Source organism: Undibacterium sp. CY21W (assembly GCF_014284265.1).
Lineage (GTDB): Bacteria > Pseudomonadota > Gammaproteobacteria > Burkholderiales > Burkholderiaceae_D > Undibacterium > Undibacterium aquatile.
In genome coordinates this window covers 73,326-87,672 of the sequence record NZ_JACOGE010000001.1, presented here as the reverse complement: position 1 = coordinate 87,672, position 14,347 = coordinate 73,326, and the positions used below count along the sequence as shown (strand labels likewise).

Annotated in this window: 16 protein-coding genes and 1 pseudogene; 11 read left to right on the top strand and 6 right to left on the bottom strand. The window is 50.6% G+C overall.

Going from position 1 to position 14,347, the window contains the following annotated elements; translation table 11 throughout:
- Positions 1 to 140 precede the first annotated feature (140 nt).
- Positions 141 to 599 carry an Lrp/AsnC ligand binding domain-containing protein gene (locus H8K29_RS00400; RefSeq protein ID WP_110254407.1) on the top strand — a complete coding sequence of 153 codons (459 nt, stop codon included), beginning with the start codon at positions 141 to 143 and terminating at the stop codon, positions 597 to 599.
- A gap of 127 nt (positions 600 to 726) precedes the next feature.
- On the opposite strand, the gene H8K29_RS00395 is transcribed toward H8K29_RS00400, so the two are convergent.
- Positions 727 to 1,239, bottom strand: a complete 513-nt coding sequence (locus tag H8K29_RS00395) for a MarR family winged helix-turn-helix transcriptional regulator (RefSeq protein ID WP_186895955.1) — start codon at positions 1,237 to 1,239, stop codon at positions 727 to 729.
- Positions 1,240 to 1,331: 92 nt separating this feature from the next.
- On the opposite strand from H8K29_RS00395, the gene H8K29_RS00390 reads away from it, so the two are divergent.
- Positions 1,332 to 2,216, top strand: coding sequence for an EamA family transporter (locus H8K29_RS00390; protein ID WP_186895954.1), 885 nt, complete (start codon positions 1,332 to 1,334; stop codon positions 2,214 to 2,216).
- Between the two features lie 122 nt (positions 2,217 to 2,338).
- Here H8K29_RS00390 and H8K29_RS00385 read toward each other — a convergent pair whose 3' ends face one another.
- The 3 genes from H8K29_RS00385 to H8K29_RS00375 form a co-directional block, all read right to left on the bottom strand.
- A complete protein-coding gene (locus H8K29_RS00385; RefSeq protein WP_186895953.1) occupies positions 2,339 to 3,043 on the bottom strand; it encodes a riboflavin synthase subunit alpha in 705 nt (234 codons plus the stop codon).
- A gap of 121 nt (positions 3,044 to 3,164) precedes the next feature.
- On the bottom strand, positions 3,165 to 5,210 hold the full coding sequence (locus tag H8K29_RS00380; RefSeq protein ID WP_186895952.1) for a sensor histidine kinase: 2,046 nt from the start codon (positions 5,208 to 5,210) through the stop codon (positions 3,165 to 3,167).
- 138 nt (positions 5,211 to 5,348) lie between these two features.
- Positions 5,349 to 6,317, bottom strand: a complete 969-nt coding sequence (locus tag H8K29_RS00375; protein ID WP_186895951.1) for a LysR family transcriptional regulator — start codon at positions 6,315 to 6,317, stop codon at positions 5,349 to 5,351.
- A gap of 139 nt (positions 6,318 to 6,456) precedes the next feature.
- Between H8K29_RS00375 and H8K29_RS00370 the strand changes: the two genes are divergently transcribed.
- Both H8K29_RS00370 and H8K29_RS00365 read left to right on the top strand, forming a co-directional pair.
- On the top strand, positions 6,457 to 6,774 hold the full coding sequence (locus H8K29_RS00370; RefSeq protein ID WP_186895950.1) for a hypothetical protein: 318 nt from the start codon (positions 6,457 to 6,459) through the stop codon (positions 6,772 to 6,774).
- Positions 6,775 to 6,821: 47 nt separating this feature from the next.
- Positions 6,822 to 7,214 (top strand): DUF2798 domain-containing protein, encoded by a 393-nt coding sequence (locus H8K29_RS00365; protein ID WP_186895949.1) that lies wholly within the window; start codon positions 6,822 to 6,824, stop codon positions 7,212 to 7,214.
- A 223-nt stretch (positions 7,215 to 7,437) separates the two neighbouring features.
- Here H8K29_RS00365 and H8K29_RS00360 read toward each other — a convergent pair whose 3' ends face one another.
- Positions 7,438 to 9,300 (bottom strand): phosphoenolpyruvate carboxykinase (GTP), encoded by a 1,863-nt coding sequence (locus H8K29_RS00360; protein WP_186895948.1) that lies wholly within the window; start codon positions 9,298 to 9,300, stop codon positions 7,438 to 7,440.
- A gap of 342 nt (positions 9,301 to 9,642) precedes the next feature.
- On the opposite strand from H8K29_RS00360, the gene H8K29_RS00355 reads away from it, so the two are divergent.
- Positions 9,643 to 10,617 carry a D-2-hydroxyacid dehydrogenase family protein gene (locus H8K29_RS00355; RefSeq protein WP_186895947.1) on the top strand — a complete coding sequence of 325 codons (975 nt, stop codon included), beginning with the start codon at positions 9,643 to 9,645 and terminating at the stop codon, positions 10,615 to 10,617.
- A 76-nt stretch (positions 10,618 to 10,693) separates the two neighbouring features.
- Here H8K29_RS00355 and H8K29_RS17820 read toward each other — a convergent pair whose 3' ends face one another.
- Positions 10,694 to 10,825: a hypothetical protein gene (locus H8K29_RS17820; RefSeq protein ID WP_255423207.1), complete on the bottom strand. Its 132-nt coding sequence runs from the start codon at positions 10,823 to 10,825 to the stop codon at positions 10,694 to 10,696.
- A 138-nt stretch (positions 10,826 to 10,963) separates the two neighbouring features.
- Between H8K29_RS17820 and H8K29_RS18150 the strand changes: the two are divergent.
- The 6 genes and pseudogenes from H8K29_RS18150 to H8K29_RS00330 all read left to right on the top strand — a co-directional run.
- Positions 10,964 to 11,188, top strand: a pseudogene (locus H8K29_RS18150) (HNH endonuclease); the annotation flags it as partial.
- A gap of 12 nt (positions 11,189 to 11,200) precedes the next feature.
- Positions 11,201 to 11,461: a hypothetical protein gene (locus H8K29_RS17815; RefSeq protein ID WP_255423206.1), complete on the top strand. Its 261-nt coding sequence runs from the start codon at positions 11,201 to 11,203 to the stop codon at positions 11,459 to 11,461.
- A gap of 405 nt (positions 11,462 to 11,866) precedes the next feature.
- On the top strand, positions 11,867 to 12,877 hold the full coding sequence (locus tag H8K29_RS00345; protein WP_186895945.1) for an alpha/beta hydrolase: 1,011 nt from the start codon (positions 11,867 to 11,869) through the stop codon (positions 12,875 to 12,877).
- A 199-nt stretch (positions 12,878 to 13,076) separates the two neighbouring features.
- Positions 13,077 to 13,499: a hypothetical protein gene (locus H8K29_RS00340; protein WP_186895944.1), complete on the top strand. Its 423-nt coding sequence runs from the start codon at positions 13,077 to 13,079 to the stop codon at positions 13,497 to 13,499.
- A 172-nt stretch (positions 13,500 to 13,671) separates the two neighbouring features.
- Positions 13,672 to 13,905 (top strand): hypothetical protein, encoded by a 234-nt coding sequence (locus H8K29_RS00335; RefSeq protein ID WP_186895943.1) that lies wholly within the window; start codon positions 13,672 to 13,674, stop codon positions 13,903 to 13,905.
- Positions 13,906 to 13,999: 94 nt separating this feature from the next.
- The gene (locus H8K29_RS00330; RefSeq protein WP_186895942.1) at positions 14,000 to 14,287 is read left to right on the top strand and encodes a hypothetical protein; all 288 of its coding nucleotides are present in this window, start codon (positions 14,000 to 14,002) and stop codon (positions 14,285 to 14,287) included.
- Positions 14,288 to 14,347: the final 60 nt, after the last annotated feature.

Here is a 14,347-nt window from a genome sequence, read left to right as displayed (position 1 = left end):
AAAAACAAATATGATTTCATTGTATCGACGCTGCTCAATGATTAATTCTGGAAAATAGAACTCATATCGAAATTTTCTTTTTTGTGAGAAAATAATCCCGAATATTATTAATCACCACTCTGATCAATTTTTGACTTCTTATGCTAGACAAAATCAGTAAAAGAATTCTGGCCGAATTACAAAACGATGGCCGTATCAGTAATGTAGAACTGGCGACACGGGTTAACCTATCCCCGGCAGCCTGTCTGGAACGCGTGCGTAAATTGCAGGAGTCCGGCTACATTCTTGGTTACACAGCACAACTCAACCCGCATCTTCTGGATGTGGCTTTGCTGGTGTTCATCGAAGTTGTGCTCGACAGAACCACACCCGATGTTTTTGATGCGTTCCGCCGTGGCGTGCAGGCGATTCCCGAAGTACTGGAATGCCATATGGTTGCCGGTGGTTTTGATTACCTGGTCAAAGCCCGTGTGAAAGACATGAACGCCTACCGCGACTTCCTCGGTAAATCATTGCTGCAATTAAATGGTGTACGCGAAACGCATACCTATGCAGTGATGGAAGAAGTTAAAAATACCAGCTGTCTGCCGATTAAATAAGTGGCTTGCTATTGCCGGTATCATGCCGGTAATGGGTTCACTACGACAAGTGGATAACCCGCCACATACAAACGCTGTAAAAAATATTGGCCACCTGACGCAGGTGGCCAATTTTCATGCTGCGTTGTTATTGCTGGTTAAGTTCCTCAAGCACTGCAAGCAATTCCGTCAGACGCGCGTTCAGCGCTGCCTGACTGCTCGCTTTCAGCGGTGCCAGTATCCGTCTTTCATTTTCCACATGCGCTGCGACAGCACGATCGATCAGCTTCAGGCCACTGGCAGATAATTGCACCAGCATACTGCGGGCATCAGCCGGGTTTGGCAGACGCTTGATCAGTGCGCGGTTTTCCAGACTTTGCAGGCGGTGCGTCATCGTACCGGAGGTAATCATCATGCTAGAAAATAAGGCTGTTGGCGTCAGGCGAAATGGCTTACCTGAACGACGTAGTGTCGCCAGCACATCAAACTCCCAGGCGCTGAGGTTAAACTCTGCAAATGTAGCGTCCAGCTGCGGTCGTAACAGTGCTGTGCAACGCCCGAGTCGGCCGATAATTGCCATAGGGCTGACATCCAGATCAGGTCTTTCCTGGTGCCATTGCTCTAATAAGATGTCGACAGCATCTGACTGATTTCCGGTCATTGATATTCTCCATTTATCTTGATATCAAGATTATATATCTTCTCTTTGTCTTCTTTATGCTAATATTATTTATCTTCAAATCAAGATAAATTATGAGCAAATTTTCCGCGAATTCTGTCGCATGGGGCGACATTTTAATTACGGCACTCGCACCAGTTATTTGGGGAAGTACGTACATCGTCACTACGCAATTTTTACCACCGGATCGCCCATTTACTGCAGCGCTGATACGGGTGCTACCTGCGGGCATTTTGCTGTTGTTAATGACGCGTCGTCTTCCGCAATTTTCTGCCTGGCCACGATTACTGTTACTGGCCGCACTGAATATAGGATTTTTCCAGGCTTTATTATTTGTCGCTGCATACCGCTTACCCGGCGGTTTAGCAGCCGTGGTCGGCGCTTTGCAACCTTTACTGATGATCGTGCTGGTATGGGTGTTTGATCAGCGTAAGCCGGGTATGCCAGTGATTTTCGCCGCGATCACCGGCGTTCTCGGCATGGCTGCATTATTAATGGGGCCAGGCTCTGTTTGGGATCCGGTTGGCATTGCAGCGGCACTCTCAGGAACGGCCTGTATGGCAGTGGGAACTTATTTATCGCGGCGCTGGAACATTGCCTTACCAGTGCTGGCATTCACTGGATGGCAATTGCTTCTGGGTGGCTTAATATTGCTGCCACTTGCCTGTTTGTTTGATCCGCCATTACGGGTACTGACGCCGGTGAATATCGCCGGCTATGCCTATCTGTGTGTGATCGGTGCCTTGTTCGCGTATGTGTTGTGGTTCCGCGGTGTTGCACGGCTACCGGCAGTGGCCATATCGTCGCTGGGACTGTTTAGTCCTTTGACTGCAGTATTGTTGGGGTGGATTTTTCTCGGGCAAACAATACGCGGGTTATCGTTGGCCGGATTATTGATGGTGCTGTTAAGCATCCTTGCAGTGCAATGGCTGAGTAAGCCTGCAGCGCCGAAAAAATAGTGACAAGCGTCTTCTGTTCGACTTAACCTGCAAATGGTGTGATGACTGAATCTATGCAAGATGAATTCGTCATCAACCGAAAGAACGCATTTCACCGCGACAGATGAAATGCGTTCTGCCTGTCACTTTTCTGCTTTGATAGTGTTCAACAATTGTGCGCTGCTGACGCCTTGTTGTTGCAGGACTGATTCGAGTGCAGGTAACAGTGGACCCAGCGTTTCACTCAGTATATTGCGCACCGTATCGACGATTATCTGAGTGCTGCGCTCGATTTCTATATTCAGAGCAGCACCTACCTTTTTCTCTGCAAATACCGTCATGCGCAATGTTTCCGGGATCAGCCAAACTTCAAACCAGGCTTCTTCGCGGTTGACCTCAGCAATCGTCAGGCTGGCACCGTTGATGGCGATGTAGCCTTTAGCGAAGATGTAACGCAACCAGACTGGTGGAACCGCGATACGGATCACGTAGTTATTTTCCAGTTCACGAATCTGGGCGACGTGCGCTGTGAAATCGACATGCCCGGATAAAGGATGTCCACCGATTTCAGCGCCGTCTCTGGCAGCACGTTCAACGTTGACACGGCTGTTTTCGGCATAACTGCCAAGGGTGGTGATCGTGAGACTTTGTTGCATCACATCGAAGTCTGCTGCACGCTCACCATGCAATTGCGTGACGGTCAGGCAAACACCATCAACGGCAACGCTGGCACCGATTTCCAGTGCGTTCGCAAAGCCATCGGGAAACTCAATCTGAAACGTGCGCAAGCCCGGTTTATCGTTGATGCTTGCGATGCGGGCGATGCCTTGTACTATGCCTGTGAACATGATGATAACAATGGAAAGTAAATGGAAAGTTGGTGAGCAGCCGTGATTGTAAGGCGAATTGCAAATACAGATGCAGCTACACGGATAGTCGGCTATTTGATCCGCTAGTTAATCCGTTGGTTCAAGTGCCGGTCAGAACCTGCACCTGTGACGGAGATACCGCCGCCAGCGGTAATTCGACCATGAAACTGGTACCGGCACCCAGCGTACTGACGCAACGGACGCAGCCATCTTGTGCTTCGCTTAGTTTTTTAACGATGGATAAACCCAGCCCGCTGGAATGTTCGCCAGCCGTTGGTGTCGGCGATAATTTTGAAAACTTCGTGAACAAATGTTGTTGATCTTCACCGGACAAACCTGGCCCTTCATCGCGCACTTCGAACCGGCCCATACCATTGTGCTGACTGATTGTCAGCCAGATTGTTTTTTCTGCCGGAGAAAATTTGATCGCGTTTGAAAGCAGGTTATCGAAAATACGTATGCAGGCATTCAGATCAGCGGTAACAAAAACACTGCTGTCGATATCCACAACTGTATGCAGATTTTTCGCTTTCAGTGCCGATTCATATTGCTGAATGATGTCTCTTAATAACTGACCGAAATCGACGGTTTGTGCCGACAAATGAAAGTGTCCTGATTCCAGCGCATTCACATCCAGCAGATTGGTGACGATATGCATCATCCGCTGACCGCTGTTACTGATACGTTCCAGATACTGATGCTGCTGTTCTTCGGAAATCTGATGGCGCATCTTACGCAGCAGATCACTCATGCCAATAATGCTGGTCAATGGGTTTTTGAGATCATGTGCCGCAATCCCGAGTATGTCGTCTTTCTCTTTATCCAGCAGTTTCATGCGTTGAACCGCATCATCCAGTTCAGCGGTTCGCAATTGCACTTTGGCTTCCAGCTCATATTCAGCCTGCTGCGAAATTTTCAGTAACTGCCGCTGTATATCGACGCTTTCTTTTTTAATCAGACTGATTCTGTAAGCCTGCGCTAATGCCAGCAAGATCGCTTCCATTGCAGAACCGATCTGGAAACCGTAATCCGTGATCCAGCTGGATTCCAGAATACCGAGATTGCGTAAAGGCAGGAGAAAGATACTGACGACCCAGGAAACAGACGCAACACAAACGATATACCCCGGCAGGTACCCACGCAGACCTGCCAAAAAACAGATCGGTAAAAAAAAGATGACCTGAACCAATCCGACCAATTGCACAAACTCAGCAATGGTCGTGTTGTATCCAGCCAGAATAAGGGCAATAAAAATCAGCACCATGACCTGCATGATTTTGAATGCCTTGTAGAAAAATGGCATCGTTTCTTTAAGCCGCAGAAAACTGCTGATAAATAACGATGAGACGAGAATAATTAATTGCGGTAACAGTGCCGGCATGATGTCGACCAGCCAAGGCCAGTCGGGGGCGATAAACATGCCTATGTGGCCGTTGATACTCATACCGGCAGCCAAGGTCCCGAATGACAGCAGCAGGTAATAGAACATAGAAATATCGCGATAAGTGATCAGCAATATCGCGTTGTAGATAATCATGGCCAGCATCACACCGTAATAAATACCCATCAGGCTGGCGATGTAGTCAGAGGTCTCTGTGAATTTATTCGGTGTCCACAATACTGCGCGGAAAAAGACGGAGCTGGTGCTTTGTATCCGTAAATACACCGTCGTCGTTTCTGTATCCTGCAGATAAAGTTTGAAAATGGGATAGTGGTGCCGGATTTCCTGCTGCGAGAAAGCAATGTGATCGCCCGCCCGTTGAATTTCCATGCTGCCGTCTTTGCCGCGGCGATACATGCGGATATCGTCAAGCATAATGGGCATCATTTCCAGCAACCACATCTTATTGCTGTCAGCGCTGCTTCTTTGTAAATCCAGACGTAGCCAGAATGCCGATTCGGAATAACCTGCGCTCAGATTTTTTGACAGCGGTTTGAATTGGCGCGCGATCTCCGGTGACAGAATATCCTGAATATCAAGCTTGCCAGTGGAGTCTTCAAATAATTGAAAATTATTATGCAGAGGTATCTTTTGTTCGCCTTTTTCGAGCAAAGTCACTGCCGCCTGCGCTGTTAATCCTTTGAGTAAAAAAGATAACAGCAACAAGGCGAAAATAAAAAATCGGCGATAGCGGGCTGTATGCATCTTTCTGGGCGGGTAAGTCGCTATACGGAAACGAAGCGAAAAATCAACGCGGAATGTAAAAAACTGTTAAACAGATGAAGCAGCCTAACAAGTTTCAATCCGCTTAGCAATCAGAAAGAACAATAAGATACTTTTCAGTTATTCCGGTTTGTCCTGCTGCAATTCCGGGATCAGATTGGAATGCGTCATCGTGATCAGATTGTTTCTCAGCCATTGATGTGCGGGATTGCGGGCATCGCGTTCATGCCACAGCATATCGATATGTACCGCCGGGGTTTCAAACGGCAATTCTGTCCAGATCAGCGCGTCGGTCATGCCGGTGGCTGAAATCAGGTGTCTTGGCAAGACCGTCAGCAAGTCAGAATTCGCAACCACGCGGCCTGCTGTAAAAAACTGGTTGATGGTCAGCAATATGCGTCGTTCACGCCCCATTTTGCTCAAAGTTTCATCAATCAACCCATGGGCTCGTCCTGAGAAACTCACCAGCAAGTGATTGGCACCGCAATAATCATCGACTGTCAGGGTTTTCCCTGCCAGTGGATGATTCTGCCGCATCACGCAGACATAGTGACCAGAATACAGCCGTTCATGGCGGATGGCGCTGTTGCCAGCGGTCTGGCTTCCGGAAAGCTGAGCGACGACACCCGGAAAAAAACCAACCGCAATATCGATATCGCCATGTAGCAGCATAGGGCGAGGTTCGCGCGTTGTCAGCGGCATCATACGGACATTAATGCCGGGAGCGTCATTCTGAATGGAGCGCACCAGCGTTGGCATCCACAGTGCTGCAGTGGCATCTGCCATCGCCATGCGAAACGTCAGCTGCGCCTGTGAGACATCAAAGGCACCGGGCGCAATGGCTGATTCCAGGCTGGACAAGGCCTGCCGTATGGTTGGCCACAATGCCTCGGCGCGCGGAGTCGGCTTCACGCCGTACGCGGTGCGTATCAATAATTCATCGTTCAGTGAATGGCGCAGGCGTTTCAATGCATTTGACACGGCGGGCTGGGTCATCGCGAGTTTATCTGCTGCGCGGGTCAGGTTTTGCTCAATCATTACCGCATCAAACACCCGCAATAAATTCAGATCCAGTGTCAAAAAGTTCATGTTGTTTGCCTCCGTTAATATCGTTATCTGCAATTATTCACAAACAATATATTGATTATAGGAAATCGAAATTAGAATTATATGTTGCAATGCAATATGATCTGATTATTCCCAAATGTAAATAAAAGTAGAGATCATCATGACTTTCCTCAATATCGCTTTCCCTGCCACCAGTGCACTCCCTGTTGCCGAAGTTGCTATCAGCTCTTTGGTTGCCGCTGCCCGTCCTTTGATTGGCCTGAGCATCCTGACCACAATGTTATTGGTCTTTAAGCCATTGATTACAGGCATGTTGCGCGCATTGAAGCTGGCTGTATTCCCAAACAAAACACGCGAAGAAAAATCTGCCATGCGCAATTTGCGCAGCATGCTGGCCGTTCGCAATATCGCCAACGAACTCGACAGCACTTCGCCTAACATGGCCGCTGAGCTGCGCGCACTTGCGGCTCGCGGTTAATCAACAATTTTGCAATGCAACATAGCCCAGTGTACAGCGAGTTAACCATGTCTGCCTATACCCCAGCTTACCAGCGTACAACACCGCGTGAAGTCGCTGGTTCCAGAAGTCTGGCATCAATGTTGCCAAGTCTGCTGATGACAGGTTTGCTGACCTTAATCGTCACTGCCATCTTGCGTTTGTTGTGGGTTGGTCTGACTAACGACTTCTTCGCATCGTGGATGGAAGCATGGCTGACGACCTGGCCTATCGCATTTCCACTGGCTTACATGGCGTTGCCTGTGATTCAGAAAATTTCACGCAGCCTGAGCAAACCTGCTGTGTTGAAGCGTCGTACACAGGGCATCAGTATTGCAGCGATACAGCAAGTGTCTGATGACGTCACCGTGCAGAATGGCTTAACAGTCAAAGCACCACAACTGCCGAAAATTGTACGTTAATTGCACGTTGACCGACCCGATTTGTCTCAAAAAAGCCGCTGATTCGTAGCGGCTTTTTTTACGTGCTCTGCTGCTGTCGGCGTGATTATTAGCGTCAGTATTTTTGCTGTGCTGGTCAGGTCAAAACGGATAAACACTTATCACAGCTTGATTTGCATCGATATAAAAAAAGCGCGACATCGTCGCGCTTTTTTACCGGGCTGAATTTATTGCGCTGAGAAACTTACATGCTCAGGCGGTTTTTCAACGCCACACGGGTTGCTTCCAGTTCTGCCGGCAGGCGATACGCCAGTTTTTCAAACAACTCGGTATGCAATACCAGCTCTTCTTCCCAGGCGGTGACGTCAATCGATGTGATCGTGTGGAATTGTTCCTGAGTGAATTCCAGACCATCCCAGTTCAGATCATCAAAGCTCGGTGTCACACCAAATACGTGTTCAACGCCGTTGGCTTTGCCTTCGATACGTTCCAGCATCCATTTCAGCACGCGCATATTGTCGCCGAAACCCGGCCAGACAAATTTGCCGTTTTCATCAGTACGGAACCAGTTCACGCAGTAGATCGATGGCAAAGTCGCGCCGATCGCATCGATTTTCTTACCCATATCCAGCCAGTGCTGGAAATAGTCGCTCATGTTGTAACCCATGAATGGCAACATCGCGAATGGATCACGGCGTACCACGCCTTGCTGACCAGCCGCCGCCGCAGTAGTTTCAGAGCCCATGGTCGCCGCCATGTAAACGCCTTCGATCCAGTTACGTGCTTCTGTTACCAATGGCACTGTCGTAGAACGACGGCCACCAAAGATGAATGCAGAAATCGGCACACCAGCAGGATCATCCCATGCAGCATCGATCACAGGGTTTTGTGTTGCAGCGACAGTGAAGCGCGCATTTGGATGCGCTGCTTTACGGCCGGTTTCTTTGCCGATGGCTGGCGTCCAGTCTTTACCTTGCCAGTCGATCAGATGCGCTGGCGCTTCTTTCGTCATGCCTTCCCACCAGACATCACCGTCGTCAGTCAGCGCGACGTTAGTGAAAATCGTGTTGGCTGTCAGCGATGCCATGCAATTTGAATTCGTTGCCGTGTTGGTGCCCGGTGCCACGCCGAAATAACCTGCTTCCGGGTTGATCGCATACAAGCGGCCATCTTTACCTGGTTTGATCCACGCAATATCGTCACCGATGGTTGTGACTTTCCAGCCTTTGATTGCCGGAATCAGCATCGCAAAATTCGTTTTACCGCAAGCCGATGGGAACGCCGCTGCCACGTAATGTTTTTTACCTTCCGGTGATTCCACACCCAGAATCAGCATGTGTTCTGCCAGCCAGCCCTGATCGCGGCCCATGGTCGAAGCGATACGCAGCGCAAAGCATTTTTTACCCAGCAGCGCATTGCCGCCGTAACCAGAACCAAACGACCAGATTTCGCGGCTTTCAGGATAATGCACGATGTATTTCGTCGCATTGCATGGCCACGCCACGTCTTGCTGACCAGCTGCCAGCGGTGCGCCGACGGTGTGCACGCAAGGAACGAAATCGCCATCTGTACCCAGCACGTCATACACCGCTTTGCCCATACGCGTCATGATGCGCATGTTCACTGCCACATACGGCGAATCAGACAATTCAACGCCGATATGCGCGATTGGTGAACCCAGCGGGCCCATAGAGAAAGGCACCACGTACATCGTGCGGCCTTTCATGCAGCCATCGAACAGCGGGTTCAGCGTCGCACGCATTTCTGCCGGTGCCATCCAGTTGTTGGTCGGGCCCGCATCTTCTTTTTTCTCAGAACAGATGAAAGTGCGGTCTTCCACACGCGCCACATCGGTAGGATCAGAACACGCCAGATAGCTGTTTGGGCGTTTTGCATCATTCAGTTTTTTCATGGTGCCGCTGGCAACCATTTGCGCGCACAGGCGATCATATTCTTCCTGTGTGCCGTCGCACCACACGATATTGTCTGGCTTCGTCAGCGCAGCAATATCAGCGATCCAGCTGATCAGCTTCTGATGTTTGACATACGCGGGCGCATTAATTGTTGCGCCGATGGCCGCGCTGTCATTAGTGGTTGTTTGACTCATACTGACTCCAATAAGATTGCAATAAAAAAACCGGGGTAGCAGCGCGGCAGGGTCGTCATTAGAAAGTCAGGCGATGCGAGCACGAATGGGGAAATTCCCAGCTCCAGCAAGGCGAACACGATGGCGGCGGTTCTGTCGGATAATAGGCCACCGGGACGATGATCCCGATGCCAGCTTGCGTCGGCGCGGTAGGCGGACGGAAGAATCAAAAAGCTACGTAACCGGATATTCTACACGGACGCGCCCATTTGGGTGCAGTTCACATCAGATTTATTATCACAGTAGTACTGTTTTTGAAAGTGAAACTGTTTCAACAGTGGCGCTCTATAAGGAAAAAAAATCATGAAGATTGCCATCCTCGATGATTACCAGGATGTCGTGCGGCATTGTCAGTGCTTTGCCATGCTCAAAGACCATGAAGTCAAAGTATTCAGCAGCAGCGCCGTCGGCATAGGCCAACTGGCGATACGCCTCGCCCCGTTTGATGCACTCGTGCTGATCCGCGAACGCACCCGCTTTCCGCGCGCCCTGCTGCAACGCCTGCCGAATTTAAAACTCATCTCGCAAACCGGCAAAGTCGCAGGACACATCGACCTCACCGCCGCCAGAGAAAAAAACATCGCCATTGCCGAAGGCGTGGGCGACGCCACTGCCCCTGCCGAGCTGACCTGGGCGCTGATCATGGCCGCCTCGCGCCGCCTCACCAATTACGCGTCTTTACTGCAACAGGGAACCTGGCAGGCATCCTCCGTCCAGCCCGCACAGAATCGCCTCGGCAGAGTCTTAAATCAACGCCGCCTCGGCATCTGGGGTTATGGCAAAATCGGCAAACGCATCGCCAGTTACGCCACCGCGTTTGGCATGCACGTCATCATCTGGGGCAGCGCAGCCAGCCGCGCACAAGCAGTGCAAGACGGTTATCAGGCCGCCGCTTCGCGCGAGGCGTTTTTTGCCGACAGCGACATTGTCACCCTGCACCTGCGCCTGAATGACGCTACACGCGGCATCGTGCAGCCAGACGACCTGGCCCGCATGAAACCGGATGCCCTGTTCGTCAACACCAGCCGTGCCGAACTGCTGGCACCAGACGCCCTCGTCCACGCACTCGATGCTGGCCGCCCCGGTTTCGCCGCCATCGACGTCTTTGAAACCGAACCCGTACCGCAAAACCACCCGCTGCTGCACCGTGAAAACGTCCTCGTCACACCGCACATCGGCTACGTCGAACAAGACAGCTACGAACTCTATTTCGCCGCCGCATTTCAAAACATCCTGAATTTCGCCGCCGGAACACCGACTAATTTATTGCAGGGGTGAAGGTGGGGTGTGGATAAGATTGGATATATCCACAATCAGCGGCGGTACGCGATGTGGCGGCAGAACGTGTGAGTTTTCACCAGCGAAGGAAGAAACGTATCTGGTACACATACACGTTTTCAGCCGATAAGCGGTCATGCTGATAAGGCAAACGTTCGTGCTCCTGATCCAGCAAGCGCGGTTTTTGAGGGATGATGCTTTTGTTCATTTGTTTATACTGTATTAATTATCAGTATAAACAAATGAAGTCAATGTTCATGCGGTTTTCAAGGGGATTGCAATATGTTGATATTTCGATCACTAACGGTTAATGTTGCAAAATGAAAATTAAAACACGTTAGGCCTCATGGACACGACCATTCGCGAGATTGTCGATTATTGGACACAAAGAGAGTCCGAGTGCGGATTGTCGGTCGACTGGGCTGAAGCGCACCTCCTTTGCTGGCGATGTGCAGGCAAGCGGAGACTTCAGCGGTGTCACATTATTCCTCGAGCCTTGGGCGGATCGGATGCACCTAGCAATCTTGTATTGTTGTGTGGACAGTGCCACGCTGAAGCACCAAACGTAGCCGATAGCGAATTCATGTGGACCTGGTTGCGCGCCCACGCCACTCCCTTCTATGGAACTTACTGGCAGGTGCGCGGCCTTCGCGAGTTTGAGCTTATCTACAAGAGAAAACCGTTTGAAAGACTAATAGTGAGCGACGATTTCGACTCTCGCTTAAAGGCCACTGCGGCGCGTTTTACCGGTACCACTAGCACCCACTGGGGACAGGGCAAGATGAATCCGGCCACAGTTGCTTGGCTGATTCGGCAAGTTGAGAAAGAGCTCAATGAGGCCTAACCCGTCGTTGCAGCGGATCGCCTACGGCGCCCGCTGAACTCACACGTTGAATCCCAATTCCCAACCTTCTTCCTTCAACAATCATCGCATCAGCCTGAGTCTGGCATTGTCCATCTGCCCTCGATGATCGAATCCACCACCTCCCACAGCCTCAAAACGCCAAAAATATACTCCCCGGGGTATGTCTACAAGCCTAATGTTCATGCAGGGATTTAGGGTGTTTTCTTAAAAAAATGGAGGAGTATGCAGAATTCGGGTTGTTTTCCTGTATTTTAGAGGCAGATGTACTCGCGCTTGCCGGGTGTACCTGTGCGTAAATCCGGCGTTATGCACAGGCGTATTTTCTAAGTTAAAACACACTGGCTTACTCTACTCACACGATAGACTCACACGAAGGTTTTTGCGATGAAACGATACTGGCTCTTTTTGTTGATGCTCTTCGTTGTCGTCGCCAGCGGCGCGAATGCTGGTTTGCCCGATCCGCGTCAGGCACTGGGCTCGGCGGCGAGCGTGTGGGAGCCGCCTCCTGGTTTGCAGCAAATCGCGATCTGGCCAAATGGTGCGCCGGATAGGTCAAAGCGGCCTCACGTGCCTGAGACGGTTCAAATCAAACAGCCCCCCGAGGTGGCACCGGGGCGTGAATACACGGAGATTCTGGATGTGAGCACCCCAACGATGACGATTTTCCCGCCCAAAGGTGTGAATACCGGCGCGGCGATGGTAGTGTTTCCGGGTGGCGGATTTCGCATCCTCGCAATCGATCTGGAAGGCACCGAGATCTGCGACTGGATCACGGCCAAGGGCGTGACATGTGTTTTGTTGAAATACCGCGTGCCTAAGGGTAACCACTACTGGGATAAAGACTGCAATTGCCACATCACACCCAAGGTTCCTTTGGCGCTGCAGGATGCGCAAAGAACCATCAGGCTGGTGCGCGCCAATGCAAAGGAATTAGAGATCGAGCCTCACAAGATCGGCGTCATCGGTTTCTCTGCCGGTGGTTATCTCGTCGCGCAAACCAGCAACATCGTCAAGCCTAGCTACACGCCTGTGGATGCTGCCGATCAACTCAGCGCCCGGCCTGATTATGCGATCGCACTTTATCCGGGTCACCTCTGCCGCGCTGGTGCCACGTTCGACCCTTCAATCAAAGTCACCGCGCAAACGCCGACTACTTTTTTACTGCAAGCGTGGGACGACCCGGTGGACAAGATTTGCAACAGCACGCTGTATGCGAAAGCACTGAACGAAGCGGGCGTTCCAACAGAAGTTCACCTGTTCGCCAAAGGCGGCCATGCTTTCGGCCTGCGACGCAATCCCCATCCCATTTCGTCATGGCCGATGCTGGTTGAACAATGGCTCAGAAACATCGAGATACTCCCGCCATTGGCACCTGACCTGAAGAGTGAGCAATAGCGAAGCAATTGAGCTACATTCGATGGTTTCAAGGCATTTGAAGAAAATTGTCTTTTTTAACATTCCTGGTTAAGCTTCACTTTCGTTAGATTAAATAGAAGTTGGGCATCAAGGTAACGTATCCGTGCGAATTCTGACCTACAAGCGAACACACACAGGCGACCCAGATAGTAGTGGGCACTTTGGCATCCATGGATGCATGGGTCAAGTTAGAGGCTACCATTTTGACGCGGTAATCGGAGTTGGTGGCATTGGTACAGACCCACGCGCAGATGGAATTGACCGAAAAATTAATTGGGTTGGCATCAATCCAAAACCGACAAAGAATCAAGTAAATGGTGCACCAGTTATTTCCTTTGAGTATTTCATTTTGCTTGAGCAAGATGGGCCGTTATTGCACATCATCGCACCCAAATTAGCGCGCAGGATGTATGAAAATGGCGTCCGTATCTTAATAACTGGATATTCAGAGGAAGAAAAGGCCGAAGCCGTTTCCATAATAAACTGGGCTCGAAAAGCCAATCATAAACAAGCTGGCATCACGGCTGTTCAGCCCTCGCCAAATGTGGGTGATTGTTCGACGGGATGCGGAACCAAAAAATCAAAGGGAGGGTGTAAATGATGCCCAACCTAACGTTCGAGCGGGACTGCCGCAAAGCAGCCCGCGTTAGTCCGTCAACTTAACGTTATGCCGCATGATCTTCGCTGTAGAAACTGAGGAACGAACTCTGATCGCATTCCCGAGTGAGCTGGACGCAGTGGGATACTGTGAGGGCCTTGATGTGGCGGCTGCAGTGTGGCTTTTTTGGAGCGACCGTGGCGAACCGCTCGAACCGCAATTCACAGTTCCAAACAAGCGAGGATTCTTCGTTGTGCGAAACGGTACTTACAATCTGGTACCTGCAGAAGCAGATCACCATGCAATACTGACGGAAGCGCTGGAGGAGGTGCTCACGTTTGAATCACCAGCGCCGTTTAACTCCGCGCAGGGTGTTCGTAGCTACTTGGAAAGTCGCAATACTGCATAACCCGTCTCGGTCCAGTCGAGACAGCCAATGGCTGCCGCTGGGGATTCAACCACCACGGGTAACGTTCTTTTTCTGTTACTCAAAGGAAATCCAAGTGAATAGACTCGCCTATCGCGTGTATTACGAATATAACGGCCGGTCGCATGACGATCCTTTTCGTTCGTTGAAAAATCCCCACCAAATTTCCGAGGCGCTGAGAAACTTTCCAAACGACTTACCGCGCTACCTTTCTGATCATGACGCTACCGTTTTTCATGAGCCCACCGAGAAAGATGCCAATTCGATTATTGTCGTCGTCATAACATCACTTGACGAAACCAAGGCAGACGAGGCCATGAAACGATGTCTCAATAGCCTTGATCTGTTTGGCGAAAAAGCTTGAGTTCGTGTGAGCTAACCCGCCGATCAACCCCGTTCGCTTCGCTCTCTGGACGCTACGCGA

What these genes read in the sequence shown, in the direction of transcription:
- H8K29_RS00400 (WP_110254407.1), top strand. Translation starts at nt 141, where the DNA reads ATGCTAGACAAAATCAGTAAAAGAATTCTGGCCGAATTACAAAACGAT.
- H8K29_RS00395 (WP_186895955.1), bottom strand. Translation starts at nt 1,239, where the DNA reads ATGACCGGAAATCAGTCAGATGCTGTCGACATCTTATTAGAGCAATGG.
- H8K29_RS00390 (WP_186895954.1), top strand. Translation starts at nt 1,332, where the DNA reads ATGAGCAAATTTTCCGCGAATTCTGTCGCATGGGGCGACATTTTAATT.
- H8K29_RS00385 (WP_186895953.1), bottom strand. Translation starts at nt 3,043, where the DNA reads ATGTTCACAGGCATAGTACAAGGCATCGCCCGCATCGCAAGCATCAAC.
- H8K29_RS00380 (WP_186895952.1), bottom strand. Translation starts at nt 5,210, where the DNA reads ATGCATACAGCCCGCTATCGCCGATTTTTTATTTTCGCCTTGTTGCTG.
- H8K29_RS00375 (WP_186895951.1), bottom strand. Translation starts at nt 6,317, where the DNA reads ATGAACTTTTTGACACTGGATCTGAATTTATTGCGGGTGTTTGATGCG.
- H8K29_RS00370 (WP_186895950.1), top strand. Translation starts at nt 6,457, where the DNA reads ATGACTTTCCTCAATATCGCTTTCCCTGCCACCAGTGCACTCCCTGTT.
- H8K29_RS00365 (WP_186895949.1), top strand. Translation starts at nt 6,822, where the DNA reads ATGTCTGCCTATACCCCAGCTTACCAGCGTACAACACCGCGTGAAGTC.
- H8K29_RS00360 (WP_186895948.1), bottom strand. Translation starts at nt 9,300, where the DNA reads ATGAGTCAAACAACCACTAATGACAGCGCGGCCATCGGCGCAACAATT.
- H8K29_RS00355 (WP_186895947.1), top strand. Translation starts at nt 9,643, where the DNA reads ATGAAGATTGCCATCCTCGATGATTACCAGGATGTCGTGCGGCATTGT.
- H8K29_RS17820 (WP_255423207.1), bottom strand. Translation starts at nt 10,825, where the DNA reads ATGAACAAAAGCATCATCCCTCAAAAACCGCGCTTGCTGGATCAGGAG.
- H8K29_RS17815 (WP_255423206.1), top strand. Translation starts at nt 11,201, where the DNA reads ATGTGGACCTGGTTGCGCGCCCACGCCACTCCCTTCTATGGAACTTAC.
- H8K29_RS00345 (WP_186895945.1), top strand. Translation starts at nt 11,867, where the DNA reads ATGAAACGATACTGGCTCTTTTTGTTGATGCTCTTCGTTGTCGTCGCC.
- H8K29_RS00340 (WP_186895944.1), top strand. Translation starts at nt 13,077, where the DNA reads ATGGGTCAAGTTAGAGGCTACCATTTTGACGCGGTAATCGGAGTTGGT.